At 63.8% G+C, this 19,159-nt stretch carries 21 protein-coding genes; 8 read left to right on the forward strand and 13 right to left on the reverse strand.

Annotation, left to right across the window (positions count from 1 at the left end):
- Positions 1-146 precede the first annotated feature (146 nt).
- Complete coding sequence (locus EO99_RS0108545; RefSeq protein ID WP_029618226.1) at positions 147-551, forward strand: hypothetical protein; 405 nt, start codon at positions 147-149, stop codon at positions 549-551.
- A gap of 78 nt (positions 552-629) precedes the next feature.
- Here EO99_RS0108545 and EO99_RS0108550 read toward each other — a convergent pair whose 3' ends face one another.
- Genes EO99_RS0108550 through EO99_RS0108585 form a run of 8 tightly spaced genes read right to left on the reverse strand, consistent with a single transcriptional unit; the run spans position 630 to position 10,025 of the window.
- Positions 630-1,388 carry a TIGR04290 family methyltransferase gene (locus EO99_RS0108550; RefSeq protein ID WP_029618227.1) on the reverse strand — a complete coding sequence of 253 codons (759 nt, stop codon included), beginning with the start codon at positions 1,386-1,388 and terminating at the stop codon, positions 630-632.
- 2 nt (positions 1,389-1,390) lie between these two features.
- A complete protein-coding gene (locus EO99_RS0108555; protein ID WP_081852007.1) occupies positions 1,391-2,431 on the reverse strand; it encodes a UDP-glucuronic acid decarboxylase family protein in 1,041 nt (346 codons plus the stop codon).
- A gap of 12 nt (positions 2,432-2,443) precedes the next feature.
- Entirely contained in the window at positions 2,444-3,559 is a 1,116-nt protein-coding gene (locus tag EO99_RS0108560; protein WP_051679766.1) for a CgeB family protein, read from the reverse strand.
- Entirely contained in the window at positions 3,556-4,644 is a 1,089-nt protein-coding gene (locus EO99_RS0108565) for a CgeB family protein (RefSeq protein WP_029618230.1), read from the reverse strand. The genes EO99_RS0108560 and EO99_RS0108565 overlap by 4 nt, the downstream gene beginning before the upstream one ends.
- Positions 4,641-5,771, reverse strand: a complete 1,131-nt coding sequence (locus EO99_RS0108570) for a CgeB family protein (protein WP_029618231.1) — start codon at positions 5,769-5,771, stop codon at positions 4,641-4,643. The genes EO99_RS0108565 and EO99_RS0108570 overlap by 4 nt, the downstream gene beginning before the upstream one ends.
- Before the next feature lie 2 nt (positions 5,772-5,773).
- Positions 5,774-6,883 carry a glycosyltransferase family 4 protein gene (locus tag EO99_RS0108575; RefSeq protein ID WP_235776795.1) on the reverse strand — a complete coding sequence of 370 codons (1,110 nt, stop codon included), beginning with the start codon at positions 6,881-6,883 and terminating at the stop codon, positions 5,774-5,776.
- Positions 6,883-8,922 carry an NAD-dependent epimerase/dehydratase family protein gene (locus EO99_RS0108580; RefSeq protein ID WP_029618233.1) on the reverse strand — a complete coding sequence of 680 codons (2,040 nt, stop codon included), beginning with the start codon at positions 8,920-8,922 and terminating at the stop codon, positions 6,883-6,885. Before EO99_RS0108580 ends, EO99_RS0108575 begins: the two co-directional genes overlap by 1 nt.
- Positions 8,919-10,025: an NAD-dependent epimerase/dehydratase family protein gene (locus EO99_RS0108585; RefSeq protein ID WP_029618234.1), complete on the reverse strand. Its 1,107-nt coding sequence runs from the start codon at positions 10,023-10,025 to the stop codon at positions 8,919-8,921. The genes EO99_RS0108580 and EO99_RS0108585 overlap by 4 nt, the downstream gene beginning before the upstream one ends.
- Before the next feature lie 326 nt (positions 10,026-10,351).
- On the opposite strand from EO99_RS0108585, the gene EO99_RS0108590 reads away from it, so the two are divergent.
- From EO99_RS0108590 to EO99_RS0108605, 4 genes are all read left to right on the forward strand, one after another.
- Positions 10,352-11,335 carry an MDR/zinc-dependent alcohol dehydrogenase-like family protein gene (locus EO99_RS0108590; protein WP_408002865.1) on the forward strand — a complete coding sequence of 328 codons (984 nt, stop codon included), beginning with the start codon at positions 10,352-10,354 and terminating at the stop codon, positions 11,333-11,335.
- Positions 11,332-12,363, forward strand: a complete 1,032-nt coding sequence (locus EO99_RS0108595) for a Gfo/Idh/MocA family protein (RefSeq protein ID WP_029618236.1) — start codon at positions 11,332-11,334, stop codon at positions 12,361-12,363. Before EO99_RS0108590 ends, EO99_RS0108595 begins: the two co-directional genes overlap by 4 nt.
- Before the next feature lie 146 nt (positions 12,364-12,509).
- Positions 12,510-12,635, forward strand: coding sequence for a hypothetical protein (locus EO99_RS28430; protein WP_268871296.1), 126 nt, complete (start codon positions 12,510-12,512; stop codon positions 12,633-12,635).
- A 50-nt stretch (positions 12,636-12,685) separates the two neighbouring features.
- The gene (locus EO99_RS0108605) at positions 12,686-12,880 is read left to right on the forward strand and encodes a hypothetical protein (protein ID WP_029618237.1); all 195 of its coding nucleotides are present in this window, start codon (positions 12,686-12,688) and stop codon (positions 12,878-12,880) included.
- A 28-nt stretch (positions 12,881-12,908) separates the two neighbouring features.
- On the opposite strand, the gene EO99_RS0108610 is transcribed toward EO99_RS0108605, so the two are convergent.
- A complete protein-coding gene (locus EO99_RS0108610) occupies positions 12,909-13,169 on the reverse strand; it encodes a DUF2171 domain-containing protein (protein WP_029618238.1) in 261 nt (86 codons plus the stop codon).
- A 62-nt stretch (positions 13,170-13,231) separates the two neighbouring features.
- Positions 13,232-13,570: a hypothetical protein gene (locus tag EO99_RS0108615; protein WP_029618239.1), complete on the reverse strand. Its 339-nt coding sequence runs from the start codon at positions 13,568-13,570 to the stop codon at positions 13,232-13,234.
- Between the two features lie 207 nt (positions 13,571-13,777).
- On the opposite strand from EO99_RS0108615, the gene EO99_RS0108620 reads away from it, so the two are divergent.
- Genes EO99_RS0108620 through EO99_RS0108630 form a run of 3 tightly spaced genes read left to right on the forward strand, consistent with a single transcriptional unit; the run spans position 13,778 to position 17,007 of the window.
- Positions 13,778-15,091 carry an efflux RND transporter periplasmic adaptor subunit gene (locus tag EO99_RS0108620; protein ID WP_081852008.1) on the forward strand — a complete coding sequence of 438 codons (1,314 nt, stop codon included), beginning with the start codon at positions 13,778-13,780 and terminating at the stop codon, positions 15,089-15,091.
- Positions 15,092-15,098: 7 nt separating this feature from the next.
- Positions 15,099-15,815: an ABC transporter ATP-binding protein gene (locus tag EO99_RS0108625; protein ID WP_029618241.1), complete on the forward strand. Its 717-nt coding sequence runs from the start codon at positions 15,099-15,101 to the stop codon at positions 15,813-15,815.
- A complete protein-coding gene (locus tag EO99_RS0108630; RefSeq protein WP_029618242.1) occupies positions 15,805-17,007 on the forward strand; it encodes an ABC transporter permease in 1,203 nt (400 codons plus the stop codon). The genes EO99_RS0108625 and EO99_RS0108630 overlap by 11 nt, the downstream gene beginning before the upstream one ends.
- Before the next feature lie 50 nt (positions 17,008-17,057).
- On the opposite strand, the gene sufA is transcribed toward EO99_RS0108630, so the two are convergent.
- From sufA to EO99_RS0108645, 3 genes are all read right to left on the reverse strand, one after another.
- Positions 17,058-17,450 (reverse strand): Fe-S cluster assembly scaffold SufA, encoded by a 393-nt coding sequence (sufA, locus tag EO99_RS0108635; protein ID WP_029618243.1) that lies wholly within the window; start codon positions 17,448-17,450, stop codon positions 17,058-17,060.
- A gap of 76 nt (positions 17,451-17,526) precedes the next feature.
- A complete protein-coding gene (locus tag EO99_RS0108640) occupies positions 17,527-17,907 on the reverse strand; it encodes an SUF system Fe-S cluster assembly protein (protein ID WP_029618244.1) in 381 nt (126 codons plus the stop codon).
- Between the two features lie 10 nt (positions 17,908-17,917).
- On the reverse strand, positions 17,918-19,159 hold the full coding sequence (locus tag EO99_RS0108645) for a cysteine desulfurase (protein WP_029618245.1): 1,242 nt from the start codon (positions 19,157-19,159) through the stop codon (positions 17,918-17,920).

The following is a 19,159-nucleotide window of genomic DNA, read 5'->3' on the forward strand; positions in this document are numbered from 1 at the left end:
CCTGCCATCCGGAGGCTGCGGTTGCGGTCGTCGCGCGACCGCCCTCGGCGTGACTGGCGAGGCAAGAACTGATTCCGAGTTACATGGTGCATTTCCCGGTGTATATTGACGGTCGTCAATATTGGCTCTGGCAGGAGGGGAATGTCATGCCACGTCTCGCAAATCTATATTTCAAGACCGCCATCTGTTTCTTGATCATCGGCATCGCCATGGGGCTCCTGATGTCGATCTCGCAAGACCATGCACCCACGGGTGCCCATGCCCATACCAACCTGCTGGGCTGGGTGACGATGGCAATCTTCGGCGGCTATTATGCGCTCAATCCGGCCAAGGCCGAAACGCGCCTCGCCGTGCTGCAGTACTGGGTCTATACCGGCGGCGTCACCGTCATGGTCCCGAGCCTCTATCTGCTGCTGACCGGCAATCCCGGCATGGAGCCCCTTGTCGCGATTTCGTCGATCATCACCTTCATTGGCGTGCTGCTGTTTGCCGGCGTGATCTTCTCACGCAGCAAGGCGGCCACGCAGCCCAACGCCCTGCCCTCGGCCTGAGCCGGAGGCGCGATCGGCCGCTGACGGTCCCGAAGAAGCCGCCCCAATGCGGTCAGCGCATCGGGGCGTGCGCCCTTGTCAGCTGGCGACGAAGGTGGGCGGCTCCACCGCGTAATGACGCTCGCCCCGCCCCAGGAGATAGACCTCGGGCTCCGGGTTTTCGCGGATCACGAAACCGGAGCTGCGCAGCATCGCTTCCATCGCCGGCTTGTTGGGGAAGAACCAGTTGGTCGGGTCGCTCGCATAGCGCTCCTCGACAAAGAACAGCTTCGGATAGTCCGGCTGGTCAAAGATGGACCATTCGGAGAAGTCGTAGTTCTCCTGCAGGTCCGGGATCTCTTGGGCGCCGCGCTGCAGGCACTGGAAGAGCATCATGTCATCGACCACATGCTCGTAGAGAAGGTCGAGCGCCAGCAGCGGGTGGCGCAGGTGGTAGAGCACACCCATGAAGATCACGAGATCGAAGCGCTCCTTGAGCTTCGGCACCTCGTAGACCGACATCTGCCGGTATTCGATGTTGAGCCCCTCGTGCTCCGCGGCAAATTTCGCCTGGTTGAGGTAATGCGGATCGGAATCGATCCCTAGCACACGTCCGGCGTTCCGGCGCTTCATCTCCATCGTGTAGAAGCCGGCGTTGCAGCCGATGTCGAGGACGCTTCGTCCTTCGAGGTCATCGGGAACGATGTGCTTGAAGCCCTGCCACTTGAAGCTTGGATAGTCCCCGAGGAAATGCTCGGGCGCCGTCTGGATGCCGCCGATCCGCATGTTCTGGAACCAGGGGCCAAGCTTTTCGATCTGCTGCCTCACGTTTTTCCCGCGGCTGCTCTGCGCATCCATTCCTAAACCCTCATGCTGGTGTGTGCTGTTGCTGTGTTCTCCGCAAAGACCGCCGGGGACGGACCTCCCGCCCCCGTGGGCAGGCTGTCGGCAAACCAGTCGACCGTCTGCTGCAGGCCCTCCGCCAGTGGCACGGCGGGCTCCCAGTCCAGCAGGTCCTTGGCGCGTGAAATGTCGGGCCGGCGGCGCTGCGGATCGTCCATCGGCAAGGGGTGCCGGGTCAGGCCCGCCGCGCTCGGCACCATCACCAGAACCATCTGCGCCAGATCGTTGATGGTGAACTCGCCGGAATTGCCCAGATTGACGGGCACTTCCGGATTGGGCGAAACCATCATCAGCCTGATCAGCCCCTCGACGAGGTCGCTGACATAGCAGAAGGACCGGGTCTGCTCGCCGGTGCCATAGATGGTCATGGGCTTGCCCGACAGGGCCTGCACGATCAGGTTGGAGACGATGCGGCCGTCGTTCGGCTGCATGCGGGGACCGTAGGTGTTGAAGATGCGGGCGACACGGGCATCGACGCGGCCCGCCCGCAGGAGGTCGAAGCAGAGCGCTTCGGCTGCCCGCTTGCCCTCGTCGTAGCAGGCCCGGGGGCCGGTGCAATTGACGTTGCCGCGGTAGTCCTCGCGCTGCGGGTGCTCCTCCGGGTCGCCGTAGACCTCGCTGGTCGAGGCTTGCAGGAAAGAGGCGCCCTGCTCGTCGGCAAGCGTCAGGAGGTTGCCGGTTCCCACGACGCAGGTCATCATCGTATGCATGGGATCGGCCTGGTACTGCGGCGGAGAGGCTGCGCACGCCAGATTGTAGATGTAGTCGACCGGCTCCTCCGGGACGACCCTGTCGCAGATGTCCTGCTCGATCACCCTGAAACCGGGGTGGTTCATCAGCGGCCGGACGTTGGTCTCCGACCCCGTCAGATAGCTGTCGACGCAGATCACCCGATGTCCGCGTGCAAGCAGTGCGTCGCAGAGGTGAGAGCCGACGAAGCCGGCACCGCCTGCCACCAGCGCCGTTCCTGGCTGTTTCGAACCCATCCGTTGGAGCATCTGTGCTTTCCTCTATGCCGAAATGCGGTGTTGGCCAGGATGTTCCACCCTCGCCTGCGGCTGCAGCGCCAGAAGCGCCGCCACCAGTTCCTGTGCCCGGGCGAGCCCCGTGTGCCCCGCCAGCACGCGGCTGCGGGCACTGGCTGCCAGCTCCTGGCGCCGAGCGTCGCTGGTCTGCGACAGCGCCGCCACCACGTCGTCCGTGCCGTGGGCGATGATGATCGCTTCGCCGTGCGGCAAGAGCTCGTCGAGGCCGTGCCAGTGGTCGCTGATGATCGGCGTTCCGCAGGCGGCCGCTTCAAACAGGCGCACGCTCGGCGACCAACCGGCCGCGATCATGTCGGCGCGCGTGACATTGAGGGTGAAGCGCTGCCGGCTGTAGAAGGAGGCGTGCTCGGTCGGCGGCAGATGATCGATGCGTTCGACGTTCTGCGGCCAGTCGATGTCCTCCGGGTACTGCGGACCGGCGACGACGAACCGCTTGTCCGTCAGCCGACGGGCCACGTCGATCAGAAGCCGCTCCACCGTCGGCTGACGGTCTGGGCTGTAGGTGCCGAGGTAGCCGAGGTCCCACAGGTGCGCTTCGCCGGTATTGCCGTATCGATCGGCGTCGACGGAGCAATAGAGCGCAACGGCGTTGCGGGAGCCGTAGCTCTTCTCGAGTCGATCCAGCACCGCGCCGCCCGAGAAGGAGAAGTAAGCGTCGAATAGCGGGAACTGCCGCCGTGCCAGATACTCCTCGTCGTCCGCGTCAAGCTTGGCCAGCGTTACCGGCGTGTCGATGTCGTAGAAGCAGAGACGCTGCGGCGAAAGCGCTGCGACCGCGTCGATGACCGCGACACCCTCCGGGACATAGGAGCCGATGATGACCGCATCCGCCTGCCGGATGTGATCGGCGTGTCCCGCGATCAGGCCGTCCAGGCTTGCGTAATACTGCAGATCGCAGAACTCCGGGTTCGGCAGATCGCGATGGCTGGCGTACCAGGGCACATCCCGCTCGAGAAACAGGACACGATGTCCCTGCTCATGCAGTCCGCGCAACAGCGCACGAAAGGTGGTCGCATGGCCGTTGCCCCAGGAGGAGGAAAGCGACAGTCCGAGAATGACGATGTCGAGAGGCTTGCTCATTCCGCGGCCTCCCGCTTTTCCGCGTGGCTCTTGAAGAGTGCATCCACGGTCTCGGCCCGGTGGGCATAGGTGTGCTCCCCGAGAACACGCTGCAGCGCGGCGTGTCCGATGTCGTCCGCCCTCTCGTCGGTCAAGCCGGCCAGGATGTCGGCCACGTCCTGGCCGTCACGCGCCACCAGAACTTCCTTGCCGGGCTTCAGGAAGAGCTCGATGCCTTCCCAGTGATCGGTGATCAGGCAGCCGCCGGCGCCGGCAGCCTCGAAGACACGCGTGGCAGGCGAGAAGCCGTTCTCTGCCATGCTGGCCCGGGAAATATTGAGCACCGCCTTGGGCGTGACGTTGAAGGCGTTGTGATCCCGCGTCGAGACATGGCCAATGTAGTTGATGTTGGCCGACATCGGCTTGTCCTGCCAGCCGGATCCTCCCAGCAGAAACGTCTGGCCCGGAAGGCGAGACGCAGGCTCGAGGAAGAAGTGCTCGACGCGAGCCTCGCGATCCGGAAGGCGGTTGCCGAGAAAGCCGAGGTCGGCGCCGAAGCGCCGGTCTGCCGCCACCGGATGATGCGTCTGCGGATCCAGCGCATTGTAGATCGGGATGCAGTCCCTTGCCCCGATGGCGCGGTAGGCGTCGATCACCGGATCGCCGCCGCCGTAGGTCAGCACCAGGTCCAGCTCTCTCAGGGCACCGCGCAGCGGGTGATCGGGGGCGGCGCGAACCTCCGCTAGCGTCGCGGGGGCGTCGACGTCCCAGAAGATCTTCAGTGCGTCGCTGCGCGCGTTGCGCAGAACTTCCGCCAGCAGCAGGTCGTCCTCGAACCCGACACCGCTCGCCTTGACCACGACGTCGGCTGCGGCGGCTTGCGCGGTGACCGCCTTCATGGCTTCGACCGTGCCATCGTAGACGACGACCCTGCACCACTCCGGCGGGTCCATGTCGCGGTTTTTCTGGCGATCATAGACGTCCGGCTCGTAGAAAGTGATGTCGTAGCCCTTCTGCGCAAGCGCCCGCAGGAGACCCCGATAGTAGGTGGCCGCGCCGTTCCAGTAGGCGGATACGAGACTTGATCCATAAAAGGCGATCTTCATTCTGCGGCCTCCGCTGTTGCAAGCTTCTGGACGACACGCTGGGTGCCGCATTCGCCAAGCACGGCGAGCAGCTCGTCGACCCGGTGCCGGCAGGTATGGCGTGACCTCACCGTTTCGAGACCCGAAATGGCGAGATCACCTGCCATCTGCGGATCGGCAAGAACCTGCTTCAGGCGGTCCTTCATCTCGTCGCCATTGCGGGCGACCAGGAAGTCGGTGCCGGGACGAAAGAGCTGTTCGGCATCGTCCCACGGCGCGGAAATCAGCGGAATGCCGCAGGCCAGCGCCTCGAAGACGCGGATGGTCGGAATGCCCGGCAGGTTCTCGACATAGGGGCGGCGCGGGATATGCATCGTCACCCTGTGCTCGGCAAAGGCCCGTGGCGCATCGGCGTTGGCGATCCAGCCGCCATAGCGGATTCCGGCATCCTCCAGCGCCGCCAGCGCCGTATCGGGATAGCGGACGCCGCGCACGGTCGCGTTCAGACCGAGTTCCTTCGTCGGCCGTACCAGGAACTCCGCAATCTCCGCGGTGCGCTCATCGTCGCCCCAGTTGCCGATCCAGATGAGGTCTCCGGTCTTCTCCACTTCCGGCATCGGCTTGAAGAGCGTCATGTCGGCGGCTTCATGCCAGGTGAAGACATTGCGGCCCCAGCCGGCTTTCAGATAGCGCTCGCGCAGCGTCTCGCCGAAGGCCAGCACACCGTCGTAGTCGGCAAGCTCGAGCCCGGCGATATCGTCCTGTGCGGACACGGCCCGGTGATGGGTATCGTGAAAGAGCAGCGTGAAGCTTGCACCGTCGCGGCGGATGCGGCCGATCTGCTCGACCAGATTTGGGTCCGTCCACTCGTGGACGATCACCACGTCGGCGTCGGAAAGCGCTGCACCGTGATCGAAATCCTCGCCATAGACCTCAGACTGGAGCTCCGGGAACGTCGCGTGGAAGCGGTCGATTGCCCCTTCTCCCTGGTCGCGCAACAGGTTGTCGCGGCTCCAGGCACCTTCCGGCTCCAGGGCCAGCGCCTCATGGCCACGACGGATGAGATCGCGCATCACGCCGCGCAGGAAATGGGCGTTGCCGTGGTTCCAGTCGGAGATCAGGGAATGGGTATAGAAGATGAAACGCATATCTACTCCGCAGCGTTTAAGGTTTTGCCTCGGGTGGCCAGTCGCTCGTAGATCGCCGCCATTGCTCGCGCCTGCGCGGAGACGGTGAAATGCAGCGAGCGTTCGTAGGCCCGCACTGCCAGCACCGCCCTCAGGCCCGCGTCCGAGGACAGCCGCGAAATGGCAGTCCGGAAGGCCCCGGGGTCTCGCGGATCGGCAAACAGCGCACAGCCGTCCCAGAGCTCCCGGTAGGTCGCGATGTCCGACAGGACCAGAGCCGCGCCAGCGCGCGCCGCCTCCAGCGGTGCAAGCCCGAAGGGTTCATAGATCGATGGCGACACGACGATCTTGGCTTCCCGCATCAGGGCGACCGTCTCGTCGTGGGTAAGCTCCCCCTGGTGCGACGCGTGGGTGATCGGCAGATGCTGTCCGTTGGGCCCGGTATTCGAACCCGCCATGATCAGCGGCCAGTTCAAGGACCGTGCCGCTGCGTCGAGCACCGCCCCGTTCTTGCCGTCGTCCCACCAGCGTCCCGCCGCGAAGACCATGTCCCGCTTTTCGGCCAGCTCATTTGCGATACGGCTGCCGTTGTGGACCACCTGCAGCTGCGGAATGGCGCCGTAGGCCCGTTCGAGCATCGCCGCGTGGCTGCGGCTGGGCGCGATGACCGCATCGGCGCGTTGAAAGCCGGAACGATTGAGATGAAGCTGCCACTCCCAGGCTTCGGGTACGTCTGTTTCCCTCACGCCTGCAAACCAGGTGACGACGCAGGAATGCGAAACGGCGAGAACCGGAATGTCCGTCTCCAGTCCGGCCGCCTGCGATGGAAGGTTCAGATGAAGCAGGTCCGCCTGCTCCCGACGGGCAAGATCCGCAATCATTGAGGGCAGTCCGGAGACGGCCTCTGCGCTCTCGACAAGCCAATCGAGCGGCGCGTCCAGAACCAGGAGACGGCCAATCGAATTGGCTTCCCGCGCCTTCTGCGCCGAGGGCGCAGGCCCCAGGCTGACGAACACCGTCTCGACGCCGAGCACTTTCAGTTCGGCGGCAAGATCCATCGCATAGCGCCAGACGCCACCGATGGCGTCCACGGTCATCAGCAGCCGCAGGCCTCTCAACGATGGCACCTGCATCACGCCGGCATCCTCTTCTTGTCGCTGAGGCTGGGCTGACCTCCAAAGCGGTTCTCCACGAGCCACTCGGCAAGATGGCGCATCCCATCGCGCCAACGCACCTTGGCCTGCCAGCCGAGTTCGCTCTCGAGTTTGCGGGTATCGGCGACGAAGAAGGCCTGGTCTCCGGCCCGCCAGGGCCCGAACGAGGTCTGCAACGGACGCCCGGTGAGCTTTTCGATCTCGCGCAGGACACTAAGGAGACTGACGGAATTATGCGGACCGCCACCCAGGTTGAAGACGCTGCCCTTAAGACCGTCAATCGAGGTGAGAACGGCGCGATAGGCGGCAACGGCATCATCGACGTGAAGAATGTCACGGACCTGCTTGCCATCGCCGTAGATCGAGATCTCCTCCCCGGCGAGTGCGCGGATCAGGAAATGGGCAACCCACCCCTGGTCCTCGGTGCCGAACTGTCGCGGGCCATAGATGCAGCTCATCCTGAGGACGGCGCTCGGGATCCCATAGGACTTGGCGTAGTCGATGACATACTGATCAGCGACGCCCTTGGAGCATCCATAGGGCGTGCAGAAGGAGAGCGGCCGCTGTTCGTCGATGCCATGGGCGCGCACCGCCTCGTCTGCGGGAATGTAGCGGTCGTCGAGTTCCAGCATGGCGATGTCTTCCAGTGCACCATAGACCTTGTTGGTGCTGGCGAAGATCACCGGTGCCTTTTTTCCCGCCTTGCGGACGGCTTCGAGCACATTCACGGTACCGCGGGCATTGGCTTCGAAGTCGTCGATCGGATGCACCAGGCTCGTGGTGACGGCCGTCTGGGCGGCCAGATGAAAGACAGCCTTGGCATCCGTGAAGGCATCTTCGATGCCGCGCATGTCGCGAATGTCGGCGAGATAGGGATGAACCCGATCGCCGTATCGATCTCGCAGCCACGCGAGGTTCTGGTCGACGCCGGGACGTCCGAGGTTGTCGAGGATGACGACATCCTCGCCATCCTTCAGGAAACTGTCGGCGAGATTGGAGCCGATGAAACCGCTGCCGCCAGTGATGACGATCGGGGCTGCACCATTGGCGATGTTGGGGGTGGGAAGAGCGGTCACCTCGCGGACGCGATCGACGCCGCCTTCCATCAGCAACCGTGCCAGCAGCTTGGGCTGCCGGTCATGGGTCACCGCGCCGAGATGATAGTGTCTCGGATCGAACCACAGCCCTTCCTGGACGGCAATATCCGGGGGAACGTCCGCCCAGGAATACCAATAGATGCGATCGGCCGGCACATCGAGCGCGTTAGCGAAGCGGCGCACCTGCTCGGTCTCGTCCTTGCGCCAGGTGGAATATCCGGTCTCGGTGACCCAGATCTCGGTCTGCGGGTTGTAGCGGTCCAAGATGCGACGCATCTCGCCGAGATGCATGTCCCAGCCGCCCCAGCTGCCCTCCTCGCTGTCCCAGGTGCCGGGAAATCCGTGGAAGCCGACGGCATCGACAACGCCCAGAACGCCGCGCTCGCCCATCAGGTTCAGCCAGTAGGGATCGAAGGGGCATGGCCCGCCGAGAACCGGTTTGAAGCCGCGCTGCTGCGCCCAATAGGCGGCGCCACCGACCATCTCGCAGAACAGCTGGAAATCGCCGTCCTCGCGCCAGTCCCAATCCAGCAGGTTGTTCGGCTCGTTCCACAGTTCGATGTGGCTGAAGTGCTTGCCGTAGCGCGTCAGCACATGGTCGATGAAATCGGCGTAGGACTTCAGATCCTGCGGCGCACCGGAGGATCGTCCGGTGCGCGACATCGACGGCGGCGTGTAATGCACACAAGGGAGCAGGTCTATCTGCGAACCAAGCTTCGGAATAAGCCAGTCGAACCATTCCTCGCCGCCCGGTGCCAGATATTCGGCCCAGGAAAGATGGGTCCGGAGATGGCTTGCGCCACTCGCCAGGATCGACGGAAAGAGCTCCTCCGTACGCTCGTATTCCCCTGGGCGAAACCATTCGACGAAGCCGAACTGCTTCTTCGTCCGTTCGGTTGCTGCAGATCCGGATGCCTTCATGATACAAGCCCCCGTTCTTCCAGGTGGCGTCGCATTTCCGCGCCGCGATCGACGGCACCGGTCGTGCGCACCCATTCGACGAAGGGACCGAGGGAGTTTTCCAGCTTGTACTGGGGCTCAAAGCCGAGCAGGTCTCGGGCCTTGGAGATATCGGCGAAGCAGTTGCGGATGTCGCCGGAACGGGCCTTCTGCATGATCTCCGGCTTGATCTCCGGCACGCCCATGGCCTCGGCGAGAAGGTTGGCGACTTCCTCCACCGTATAGGCCTGTCCGCTGCCGATATTGATGACATGGCCGTTGGCGCTCGGCTGCTCTAGCGCCAGCCGGAAGGCGCGGGCGACGTCACGGACATGCACGAAATCGCGCCGCTGCTGGCCGTCCTCGAAGATCGTCGGCGGCTGGCCGTTCGCGAGCCTGGACGCGAAATTGGCGAGCACGCCGGTATAGGGATTGGAAAGGGCCTGTCCTGCGCCAAAGACGTTGAACAGGCGAAGCGCCACCGCTTCAACATTGTAGGCCTCGCCGAAGATCAGCACCTGCTTTTCCTGCGCATATTTCGTCAGCGCATAGATCGAGGCGAGATCGACGGGCTTGCTCTCGTCCGTGGCAATCGGCGTCAGTGTCTCGCCATTGGAGCCTTGCGGCTCCCAGCGGCCCTGCTTGACCTGTTCCGGCTTGCGGCGGATGAAGCCGGTGGTGGCGCCGCTGTCGGTGGCATAGAGCCCTTCGCCATAGACGCTCATCGAGGATGCCACGACGATGCGCCGGATCGGCAGGCCGATCGTTGCTTCCAGCAGCACGGCGGTGCCGAGATCGTTGCCGCCGACATAGCGTGCGATTTCATACATGGACTGGCCGACGCCGACTTCCGCGGCCAGATGGATGACACCGTCGACGCCGACGAGAGCCTGACTGACGGCCTCCTTGTCGCGCACATCCGCCCGAATGACCTCAGCCTGATCGGGAACCTCGGCTTCCGCTTCCGCGTGAACCTGGTCGATCATTGCATCGAGAATGCGGACCTGGTAGCCCGCCGCAAGAAGCTCTTCGGCCACATGGCGGCCAATGAAGCCACAGCCGCCGGTTACAAGAATTGTCGACATTCTGATATACTCTTCCCTGGAACATGACTGCGAGGTGGCCTTCGAACAGTGGCCCCATGCAAAAGTTCCTGCTGCAGCAACATCTTTGTCATCAATGTCTTCATCAACAACCGAAGGGCGGGCGGCGGGAACCCATTGATGGAGATCGCTGTTTACCCAGACGGTAGAGGCCGGCGCCCCGCCGACCACATCGACGACCATCGAGCTTCTTCTTCTTCATCTTCTTCAGGAACTCCCCGGCGCCCCCACAGTTAGCGTCCAGAGCTGCCCGCCCTCAGGGAACGGCAGCCGGATCCAGACGATGGAGATATTTCAGGATGAATGTGATGACGATGCCGGATGCTGGCCTCATGATGGATGCCGCCATCATCACCGGACCCGGCAAGATGGTGACCGAAGCCCTTCCCCTTCCCCAACCCGGTGCCGGACAGGTCAGGATCAGGCTCGAAGGCTGCGGCGTCTGCGCCTCCAACCTCACGCCCTGGGCGGGGCCGGAGTGGATGCAGTTCCCGACAGAGCCCGGCGGGCTCGGGCATGAAGGCTGGGGTGTTGTCGACGCCGTGGGTGACGACGTTGAGTGCCTGAAGACCGGCGACCGCGTTGCCGCCCTCTCCTTCCACGCCTATGCGACTCACGACGTGGCGGATGCCGACAAGGTCGTGCCTCTTCCCGCCGCGCTGGACGGCCAGCCATTTCCCGGCGAACCACTCGGCTGCGCCATGAACATCTTCCGCCGCAGCGAGATCAAGGCCGGACAGACGGTCGCCATCATCGGCATCGGCTTTCTCGGGGCGCTGCTGACGCAGCTCGCGACATCCGCGGGAGCCCGCGTGATCGCGATCTCGCGCCGACCCTATTCGCTGGACGTCGCAAGACAGATGGGCGCCGCACACTGCATTCCCATGGAGGACCACTGGCAGATCATCGAGGAGGTGAAGACGCTCACCGGCGGAACGATGTGCGACTGCGTCATCGAAGCGGTCGGCAAGCAGTGGCCGCTTGATCTCGCCGCCGAACTGACCCGGGAGCGCGGACGGCTGGTGGTCGCCGGCTATCACCAGGACGGTGCCCGGCAGGTCAACATGCAGCTCTGGAACTGGCGCGGCATCGACGTCATCAATGCCCATGAGCGCGATCCGGGGGAGTACATCCGCGGCATCCGTGAGGCAGTCGATGCGGTGGTCGCCGGACGGCTCGACCCTTCCTCTCTCTATACCCACCGATTCCCTCTGAAGCAGCTCGACGCGGCGCTGGATGCGACCCGTGATCGGCCGGATGGATTTCTCAAGGCACTGGTGACCTACAAATGAACGAGATGATTGCAGACCTTATTACGCTCCCCGCCACCACCAGACCGGCCCGTCTGGGCTTCCTGGGCGTCGGCTGGATCGGCCGTCACCGCATGGAGGCGATTCTCGCCTCCGGTGCAGCCGAAGCCGTCGCCATCGCGGATCCCTCCCCGGAGATGGCTGCAGAGGCCCGGAAGCTTGCTCCCAATGCCGAGATCGTCGGTAGCCTGGAGGACCTCCTGACGCTGGATCTGGACGGCGTGGTGATCGCAACCCCCAGTGCTCAACATGCGGCTCAGTCGATTCAGGCACTGCAGGCCGGCGTCGCCGTCTTCTGCCAGAAGCCGCTTGGCCGCAATGCTGACGAAGTCGAAGCGGTGGTGGCCGCCGCACGCGCCGCCGATCGCCTCCTCGGCGTCGATCTGTCCTACCGCCACACCGAAGGCATGCGCCAGATCCGCAGCCTGCTGAAGGCCGGAGAGCTTGGCGACGTGTTCGCCGCAGATCTCGTGTTCCACAACGCCTATGGCCCCGACAAGCCGTGGTTCTATGACAAATCGCTTTCCGGCGGCGGCTGCGTCATGGATCTCGGCATCCATCTGGCGGACCTTGCTCTCTGGGCGCTGGACTTCCCGGAAGTCGAAAAGGTTACGTCGCAACTCTTTCATCAGGGGCAGCGTTTCAGGGGGACTGCCGAACAGGTCGAGGATTTCGCGACGGCCACCATCGAGCTTTCGACCGGCACCGTCCTGCGCCTGACCTGCTCCTGGCGCCTGCAGGCCGGTTGCGATGCCCTCATCGGCGCGACGTTCTACGGCACCAAGGGCGGCGCCCAGATGGGCAATACGGACGGTTCCTTCTACGATTTCAGGGCCGAGCGGTTCCACGGCACGAGCCGCGAGCTCCTGATCGACCCGCCCGACGACTGGGGAGGCCGTGCCGCGGCCGACTGGGCGGAACGGCTGAGATCCGGCCTTCGGTACGACGCCGCTTGCGAGGAATACATCACGACCGCCAAGGTGATCGACCGCATCTACCAGGGCCGATGACGCTGATCGGAAATCTTCCAACGGCGCCAGAAGCAGTTGCCGATCTCCTGCGGCTGTGACCGCAGCACCAATTCGTGATGAAAGCACCGCGATATTCGAGGAACCACATCGGCGACTGCGGGTTATGGGGCCCTAAGGAGTTTCACATGCGGATCATCTTCGTCGTCATGCTTGCCTCGGTCCTGAGTATTCTTGCGTTCAAATATGTGGACCGGTCGATCGGGGAGTCCGACCTGATGGCTTCTCCCATGGAAATGTCTGCCGAGAACTAGGGGTCGATGGGCTGGAGATCCCGGCCGGAACCGATGCAGGAGGAACAGTCGTGAACCAAAGAGAGATCATACTGACATTCGTGTTGGCGATGGCCGTCTACGTGGTGACCGTGTTCCTGTGGCCTTCCAGCATCGACACTCTCGACAAGAGTGCGCGGCTTGCGGGCCCTCCGGCGGAGACGGCCTTCCTGTCGGAGCGGTTTGGCGTCCCGTCGCCTGATCAGAACGCAACCCGGATAGAGTAAAAAATGCCCCGCATTGCGGGGCATTTTTTCAGAAGACGGTTTTGCCGCTTTCTTCTTCCTCGTGCATCACGGCGACGTCGCCATTGGCACTGAGCCTGACATTGTCGCCTTCTATGTCCGCCACCAGATCGAGCGGAATGAAGTGGTGATGGCCCTTATGGTGACCTTCGCCAGCGTCCGCCTTGGTCAACTTGATGCGGCCATTCTCGACGCGATCGACCGTCCCGATTGGGACGCCGTCAGCACCGATGACCTTCGCGTGTTCTTTGATGAGTCCTGAATCAATCATGTGGATCTCCTTTCGCACGGACTCAACGTACGAGGAGATGATTGGATGCAGGTTGATCTGTATCACTCGTGAATTTCGTAGGATCCCATCTCGCAGAGATTCTGCGTGTCTTCGGTGGTGTCGAGATCGGAGTCTTCCGAGAACTCGAACCGCATGTCGTATTCGCACACGCTGCGTCCGTCGGCGATGGTGATTTCGATGCTGTCGCCGGGGCTGAGGACGTCCTGGCCGAAGACGTCTTCTTCCCACTCATCGACACCGGTCGGAGACGTGTAGAAGCGCTCAAGGGTGGAGTTGGTGGAATTGGTCAGCGTGAAGACCAGATCTTCCGCCTGCGATGTAACTGCAGATGTCAAGAGGGCCGCCAGCGTAGTGACGGCAGCAACAGTAAGCTTGTTCACGAGAGAGTCTCCTGCCCATGATCGGGCATTTGTTCCATAGCAGGAAGCAAGGCACTGACAAGCTCCCCCCGACCAAGGACGAAGCCCGTGCATGGCCGCAGGTTACGGAAGTTTAAGTTGGATTTGCCCGCCCCTCATGCGATGGCAGACCCCATGTAACGACAGCCCATTTGATCTGGCGCAGAGGCCTATCCGGACCGAGACGCTATGGGATTGTCGAAAGAGGAAAAAAACCAAGTGAAAGCCGAGACCGATATTGCCGGAAAGCAGGCGAGCAGCGTTCCCGATCTTGCCGCCATTCTCACCGAACAGGGCCGCAAGCCACGAGGCCGCAAGCTCAAGTGGACGGCGCTGGCCCTTCTTCTGCTGGGCACCGCAGTCGGCGGCTATCTCTACCTGCAGGGCGACGGCCAGACATACAACTACACGACGCAGCCCCTGCAGCGCGGCAATCTCCAGGTTATCGTCACCGCAACCGGCTCGGTCCAGCCGACGGATCAGGTGGATATCTCGAGCGAGCTGTCCGGGACGATCCGGGCCGTCAACGTCACCTATAATTCCACAGTCACCTCCGGCGAGGTTCTTGCGGAGCTGGATACGAGCAAGCTGCAGGCCGACCTGGAGAATGCCCGGGCCCAGCTCGCTTCCGCCCGCGCCAATCTGATGAAGGCCGAGACCGATGTGGCCTCGACGAAGACGACCCTCGACCGGCTGACGGCACTTGCGGATCGCAACGTCACCAGCCAGCAGGACCTCGACGCGGCCCGCTACGCCCAGGATTCCGCCATCGCCTCCCAGGCCGTCAGCGAAGCCTCGGTCCAGTCCGCCGAGGCGAGCCTTCGTCTTGCCGAAGTCAATCTCGCCAAGGCCAAGATCATCTCGCCGATCGACGGCGTCATCCTGACGCGCGGCGCCGAGCCCGGCCAGACTGTCGCATCCTCGCTCAACGCTCCTGTCCTCTTCACCATTGCCGGCGACCTGCGGCGCATGGAGTTGCAGGTCGCCGTTGACGAAGCGGATGTCGGCCAGGTCCAGGAGGGGCAGTCGGCCACCTTCTCCGTCGATGCCTATCCCGAACGGTCCTTCCCGGCGAAGATCCAGACGGTGCGCTTTGCCTCCGAGACCGTTTCCAACGTCGTGACCTACAAGGCCATCCTTACCGTCGACAATGACGACCTGCTGCTGCGTCCGGGCATGACGGCGACCGCCGATGTCGTGGTGCAGTCGGTCGAGGACGCCCTGCTCGTCCCGAACGCCGCCCTGCGCTATTCGCCGCCTGCCGCATCGGGCAGCAGCAGCGGCAGCGTTCTCACGCGCCTGTTCCGGGCCCCGAGGATGGGCGGCAACCGCCAGCCCGCCGGAGACGGCACGAACCGCAGCGTCTGGGTCCTGCGCAACGGCAGCCCCGAGCGCGTTGCTCTCCAGACGGGTCCCTCCGACGGCCAATCGACGGTCGTTCGCGACGGCGAACTGCAGGAAGGCGACCTGGTGATTACCGACGCTACGGCCCGCAATGGCTGAGGCTCGCATGGCTCATACCCCGCTCATCGAATTCCGGCAGGTTTCCAAGTTCTACGGAAGCGGGGAAGCGACGATCCGGGCTCTCGATCGGGTGGATCTGTCGATCGACGCCGGCGAGTTCGTCGCCATCATGGGCCCGTCCGGTTCGGGCAAGTCGACCTCGATGAACGTCATCGGCGGCCTCGACGTCCCCTCGTCCGGCGAATACCTGTTCCAGGGCATCCCGACCACCAACTTCAACCGGACGCAGCTGACGCTGCTGCGCCGCCATATGCTCGGCTTCGTCTTCCAGGGATTTAACCTGCTTGCCCGCACCTCGGCGGTCGAGAACGTGGAACTGCCGCTGGTCTATCGCGGCATGGCTGTCGGAGAACGTCGCGAGCGCGCCAGGCTGGCGCTGGAGCAGGTGGGTCTCAAGGGCCGCGAGGGTCATACGACGCAGGAATTGTCCGGCGGCCAGCAGCAGCGCGTCGCGATCGCCCGTGCCATCGTCACGGATCCTGCGGTGCTTCTCGCCGACGAACCGACCGGCAACCTCGACACCAAGACCAGCCGCGAAATCATGGAACTGATCTCGCGCCTCAACCGCGAGAACGGCATCACCGTCATCATGGTGACCCACGAGGAAGACATTGCCGCCTATGGCCGACGGCTGCTGCGGTTCGTCGACGGGCGGCTGGCTGGCGATGAGGTTCAGGCCAGGGAGGCGGCTCATGTTCTTTGAAACGGCCAAGCTTGCCTGGCGCGCCATCAGCCGCAATCTGCTGCGCTCGTTCCTGACGGTGCTCGGCGTGGTGATCGGGGTCGCGGCAGTCATCGCCATGGTGACGATCGGCAACGGCACGACGGCGCAGGTCCAGTCGGAGCTGGCGCGGCTCGGCACCAACACCCTCTTCGTGCGTCCCGGGCAATGGGGTCCCGGCCGCGCCAGCACGGAAGCCAAGCGCTTCGAGGATCGCGACATCGAGGCCATGCGCAACCAGATCTCCGGTCTTCGTGCGGTGGCACCGCTGAACCGGGGATCGGCGACCGTCATTGCCGGCGGCGAGAACCGCTCGTCGAGCGTCATCGGCACCACCAACGACTATCTCGTCGCCCAGGACTGGGATCTTGCCTCCGGCCGCACCTTCCTGCCGGCGGAGGAACGCGGCCAGGCGGCCTGCATCGTCGGCGAGACGGTACGGCGCGAACTCTTCGGCGCGGCCGATCCGGTCGGCCAGACGATCCGGGTCAGCAATATCTCCTGCCCGGTGGTCGGTCTTCTCTCTGCCAAGGGCCAGTCCGGCATGGGGGACGACCAGGACGACACCGTGATCATGCCGCTGAAGCTGCACCAGCGGCGCATCGGCGGCACGAACACGATCTCCAGCGTCATCCTCTCGGCTCAGGACGGGGTGTCGACGGCCAAGGTGCAGTCCGACGTGGAAAGCCTGCTACGGGAGCGTCGGCGCATCGGCGTCGGTCGCGACGACGATTTCTCGGTCGCCGACATGTCGCAGATGGCCGCCGCCATGACCGGCACGACGACGCTCCTGACGGGGCTGCTCGGCGCGGTGGCTGCCGTCAGCCTGCTTGTCGGCGGCATCGGCATCATGAACATCATGCTGGTCTCGGTGACGGAGCGGACGCGGGAGATCGGCATCCGGCTGGCGATCGGCGCTCTCGAACGGCAGGTGCTGACGCAGTTCCTCGTCGAGGCCGTGATGCTGTCGATCTTCGGCGGCGTCGCGGGCATCCTGACCGGGCTATCGCTGGCCTATGGCGTCGTATCGCTCTTGAACGTGCCCTTCGTGACGAGCCCGATGATCATCTTCGTGGCGTTCGCCTTCTCGGCCATCATCGGCGTCGTCTTCGGCTATTTCCCGGCGCGCCGCGCAGCACAGCTCAACCCGATCGACGCGCTTCGCCACGAGTAGGCGGAGCACGCCAACCGGATTCTCGGATCAAATTTTGAAAAGGGCTGGGATCAGCCGGCGTGGGACTGGGCGTCACGCTGCCTGGCGAGTGCCGCCAGGTCGGCCGGTTTCAGTTCGACGGACTCGCCGCAGCCGCAAGCGGAAGTCTGGTTGGGGTTCACGAAGGTGAAGCCCGCGCGCATCTGGGTCGTCTCGAAATCCATCTGCGTGCCGAGAAGATAGAGGACGGCCGACGGCTCGATCCAGACTCTCGCGCCTGCATGCTCGATGAGGTCGTCCTTGCCGTTCGGCTCGGTCACCAGGTCGATGGTATATTCCATGCCGGCGCAGCCGCCCTTCTTGATACCGACGCGTACGCCCTTCGCATCCGGTCCGGAATTGCCGACGATCGCTTTCACGCGGTCGGCGGCGGCTTCGGTCATGGTCATTACTGCAAAGCCCATCGGCTCATGCTCCTTCTACAGCCGGGTTCAAGGCCCGGTGTTGTTGGATTGAATGTAAGGGCAGCCCGCGAACGGATCAATACCAGCCGACGGCGACCTGCGCCTCTTCCGACATCCGCTCCGGCGTCCATGGCGGATCGAAGGTCATCTCGACCTCGACACCGGACACACCCTCCACGGCACCGACGGCGTTTTCCACCCAGCCTGGCATCTCGCCGGCGACGGGGCAGCCGGGGGCCGTCAGCGTCATGGCGATCTTGACCATGCGGTCGTCCTCGATGTCGATCTTGTAGATCAGGCCGAGCTCGAAGATGTCCGACGGGATCTCGGGATCATACACCGTCTTGAGGGCGGCGATGATATCGTCGCTCAGGCGCGCCAATTCCTCCTGCGGGATCGACGACTGGACGATCCCCTCGCGGGCGTCCCATTTCAGTTCGCTGTCTTCCACGGCCATGGCAATATCCTCAGGCAAAGAATGTACGGGCGTAGTCGAGCGCATCGGCAAGCGCATCGACCTCGGCACGCGTATTGTACATGCCGAACGATGCACGGCATGTGGAGATCACGCCGAAGCGCTTCAAGAGCGGCATGGCGCAATGGGTGCCCGCGCGCACGGCAACGCCGCGGCGGTCGATCACCATGGAAACGTCATGGGCATGGATGCCGGCGAGCTCGAACGAGAAGATGGCACCCTTGCCGGGCGCATTGCCGATGATCCGGAGCGAGTTGATGGCCCGCAGCCGTTCCTCGGCATAGGCGGCCAGATCGGCCTCGTGCCTGGCGATCGCGTCGCGTCCGATCTTGTCCATGTAGTCCAGGGCATAGCCCAGCCCGATCGCCTGCACGATCGGCGGCGTGCCGGCCTCGAAGCGATGCGGCGGATCGTTGTAGGTGACCTCGTCCTCGGAGACGTCGCCGATCATCTCGCCGCCGCCCTGGAAGGGACGCATCTCCTTCAGCCGGTCCATCTTGCCGTAGAGCACGCCGATACCGGAAGGTCCGTAAAGCTTGTGCCCGGTCATCACATACCAGTCGCAGTCGATGTCCTGCACGTCGACCGGCAGGTGGACGGCGCCCTGGCTGCCGTCGACCAGCACCGGAATGCCGCGCTCGTGGGCGATGCGGCAGACCTCCTTCACCGGCACCACGGTGCCGAGCGCATTCGACATGTGCGTGATCGCGACGAGCTTGGTCTTTTCCGTCAGGCTCTTCTCGAAGGCCTCGATGTGGAACGCGCCGTCCTCGTCCACCGGGACCCAGACGAGCTTGGCGCCCTGCCGTTCGCGGATGAAGTGCCATGGCACGATATTGGAGTGATGCTCCATGATGGTGATGACGATCTCGTCGTCCTCACCGATCTTCGGCATTCCCCAGCCATAGGCGACGGTGTTGATCGCTTCCGTGGAGGATTTGGTGAAGACGATCTCGTCGACCGAGCCTGCGTTCAGGAAGCGGCGCACCGTCTCGCGGGAGGCCTCATAGGCGTCTGTCGCGGCATTCGAGAGAAAGTGCAGGCCGCGATGGACGTTGGCATATTCGCTGGAATAGGCGTTCGAGATGGCGTCGATCACCACCTGCGGCTTCTGCGCCGAGGCGCCATTGTCCAGATACACCAGCGGCTTTCCATAGATTTCACGCGACAGGATCGGGAAATCCCGCCGGATGGCTTCGACGTCGTAGTCGGTCGCTGGTGTGATCTGGTCCAT

Source organism: Pseudorhizobium marinum, from assembly GCF_000705355.1.
GTDB lineage: Bacteria > Pseudomonadota > Alphaproteobacteria > Rhizobiales > Rhizobiaceae > Neorhizobium > Neorhizobium pelagicum.

Excerpts from the sequence above, each read along its gene's own strand:
- EO99_RS0108625 (WP_029618241.1), top strand. The coding sequence starts at position 15,099 with ATGGCTCATACCCCGCTCATCGAATTCCGGCAGGTTTCCAAGTTCTAC.
- EO99_RS0108580 (WP_029618233.1), bottom strand. The coding sequence starts at position 8,922 with ATGAAGGCATCCGGATCTGCAGCAACCGAACGGACGAAGAAGCAGTTC.
- EO99_RS0108640 (WP_029618244.1), bottom strand. The coding sequence starts at position 17,907 with ATGGCCGTGGAAGACAGCGAACTGAAATGGGACGCCCGCGAGGGGATC.
- EO99_RS0108575 (WP_235776795.1), bottom strand. The coding sequence starts at position 6,883 with ATGCAGGTGCCATCGTTGAGAGGCCTGCGGCTGCTGATGACCGTGGAC.
- EO99_RS0108550 (WP_029618227.1), bottom strand. The coding sequence starts at position 1,388 with ATGGATGCGCAGAGCAGCCGCGGGAAAAACGTGAGGCAGCAGATCGAA.
- sufA (WP_029618243.1), bottom strand. The coding sequence starts at position 17,450 with ATGGGCTTTGCAGTAATGACCATGACCGAAGCCGCCGCCGACCGCGTG.
- EO99_RS0108590 (WP_408002865.1), top strand. The coding sequence starts at position 10,352 with ATGACGATGCCGGATGCTGGCCTCATGATGGATGCCGCCATCATCACC.
- EO99_RS0108620 (WP_081852008.1), top strand. The coding sequence starts at position 13,778 with ATGGGATTGTCGAAAGAGGAAAAAAACCAAGTGAAAGCCGAGACCGAT.
- EO99_RS0108610 (WP_029618238.1), bottom strand. The coding sequence starts at position 13,169 with ATGATTGATTCAGGACTCATCAAAGAACACGCGAAGGTCATCGGTGCT.
- EO99_RS0108645 (WP_029618245.1), bottom strand. The coding sequence starts at position 19,159 with ATGGACCAGATCACACCAGCGACCGACTACGACGTCGAAGCCATCCGG.
- EO99_RS0108555 (WP_081852007.1), bottom strand. The coding sequence starts at position 2,431 with ATGCTCCAACGGATGGGTTCGAAACAGCCAGGAACGGCGCTGGTGGCA.
- EO99_RS0108630 (WP_029618242.1), top strand. The coding sequence starts at position 15,805 with ATGTTCTTTGAAACGGCCAAGCTTGCCTGGCGCGCCATCAGCCGCAAT.
- EO99_RS0108565 (WP_029618230.1), bottom strand. The coding sequence starts at position 4,644 with ATGAAGATCGCCTTTTATGGATCAAGTCTCGTATCCGCCTACTGGAAC.
- EO99_RS28430 (WP_268871296.1), top strand. The coding sequence starts at position 12,510 with ATGCGGATCATCTTCGTCGTCATGCTTGCCTCGGTCCTGAGTATTCTT.
- EO99_RS0108570 (WP_029618231.1), bottom strand. The coding sequence starts at position 5,771 with ATGCGTTTCATCTTCTATACCCATTCCCTGATCTCCGACTGGAACCAC.
- EO99_RS0108545 (WP_029618226.1), top strand. The coding sequence starts at position 147 with ATGCCACGTCTCGCAAATCTATATTTCAAGACCGCCATCTGTTTCTTG.
- EO99_RS0108595 (WP_029618236.1), top strand. The coding sequence starts at position 11,332 with ATGAACGAGATGATTGCAGACCTTATTACGCTCCCCGCCACCACCAGA.
- EO99_RS0108585 (WP_029618234.1), bottom strand. The coding sequence starts at position 10,025 with ATGTCGACAATTCTTGTAACCGGCGGCTGTGGCTTCATTGGCCGCCAT.
- EO99_RS0108560 (WP_051679766.1), bottom strand. The coding sequence starts at position 3,559 with ATGAGCAAGCCTCTCGACATCGTCATTCTCGGACTGTCGCTTTCCTCC.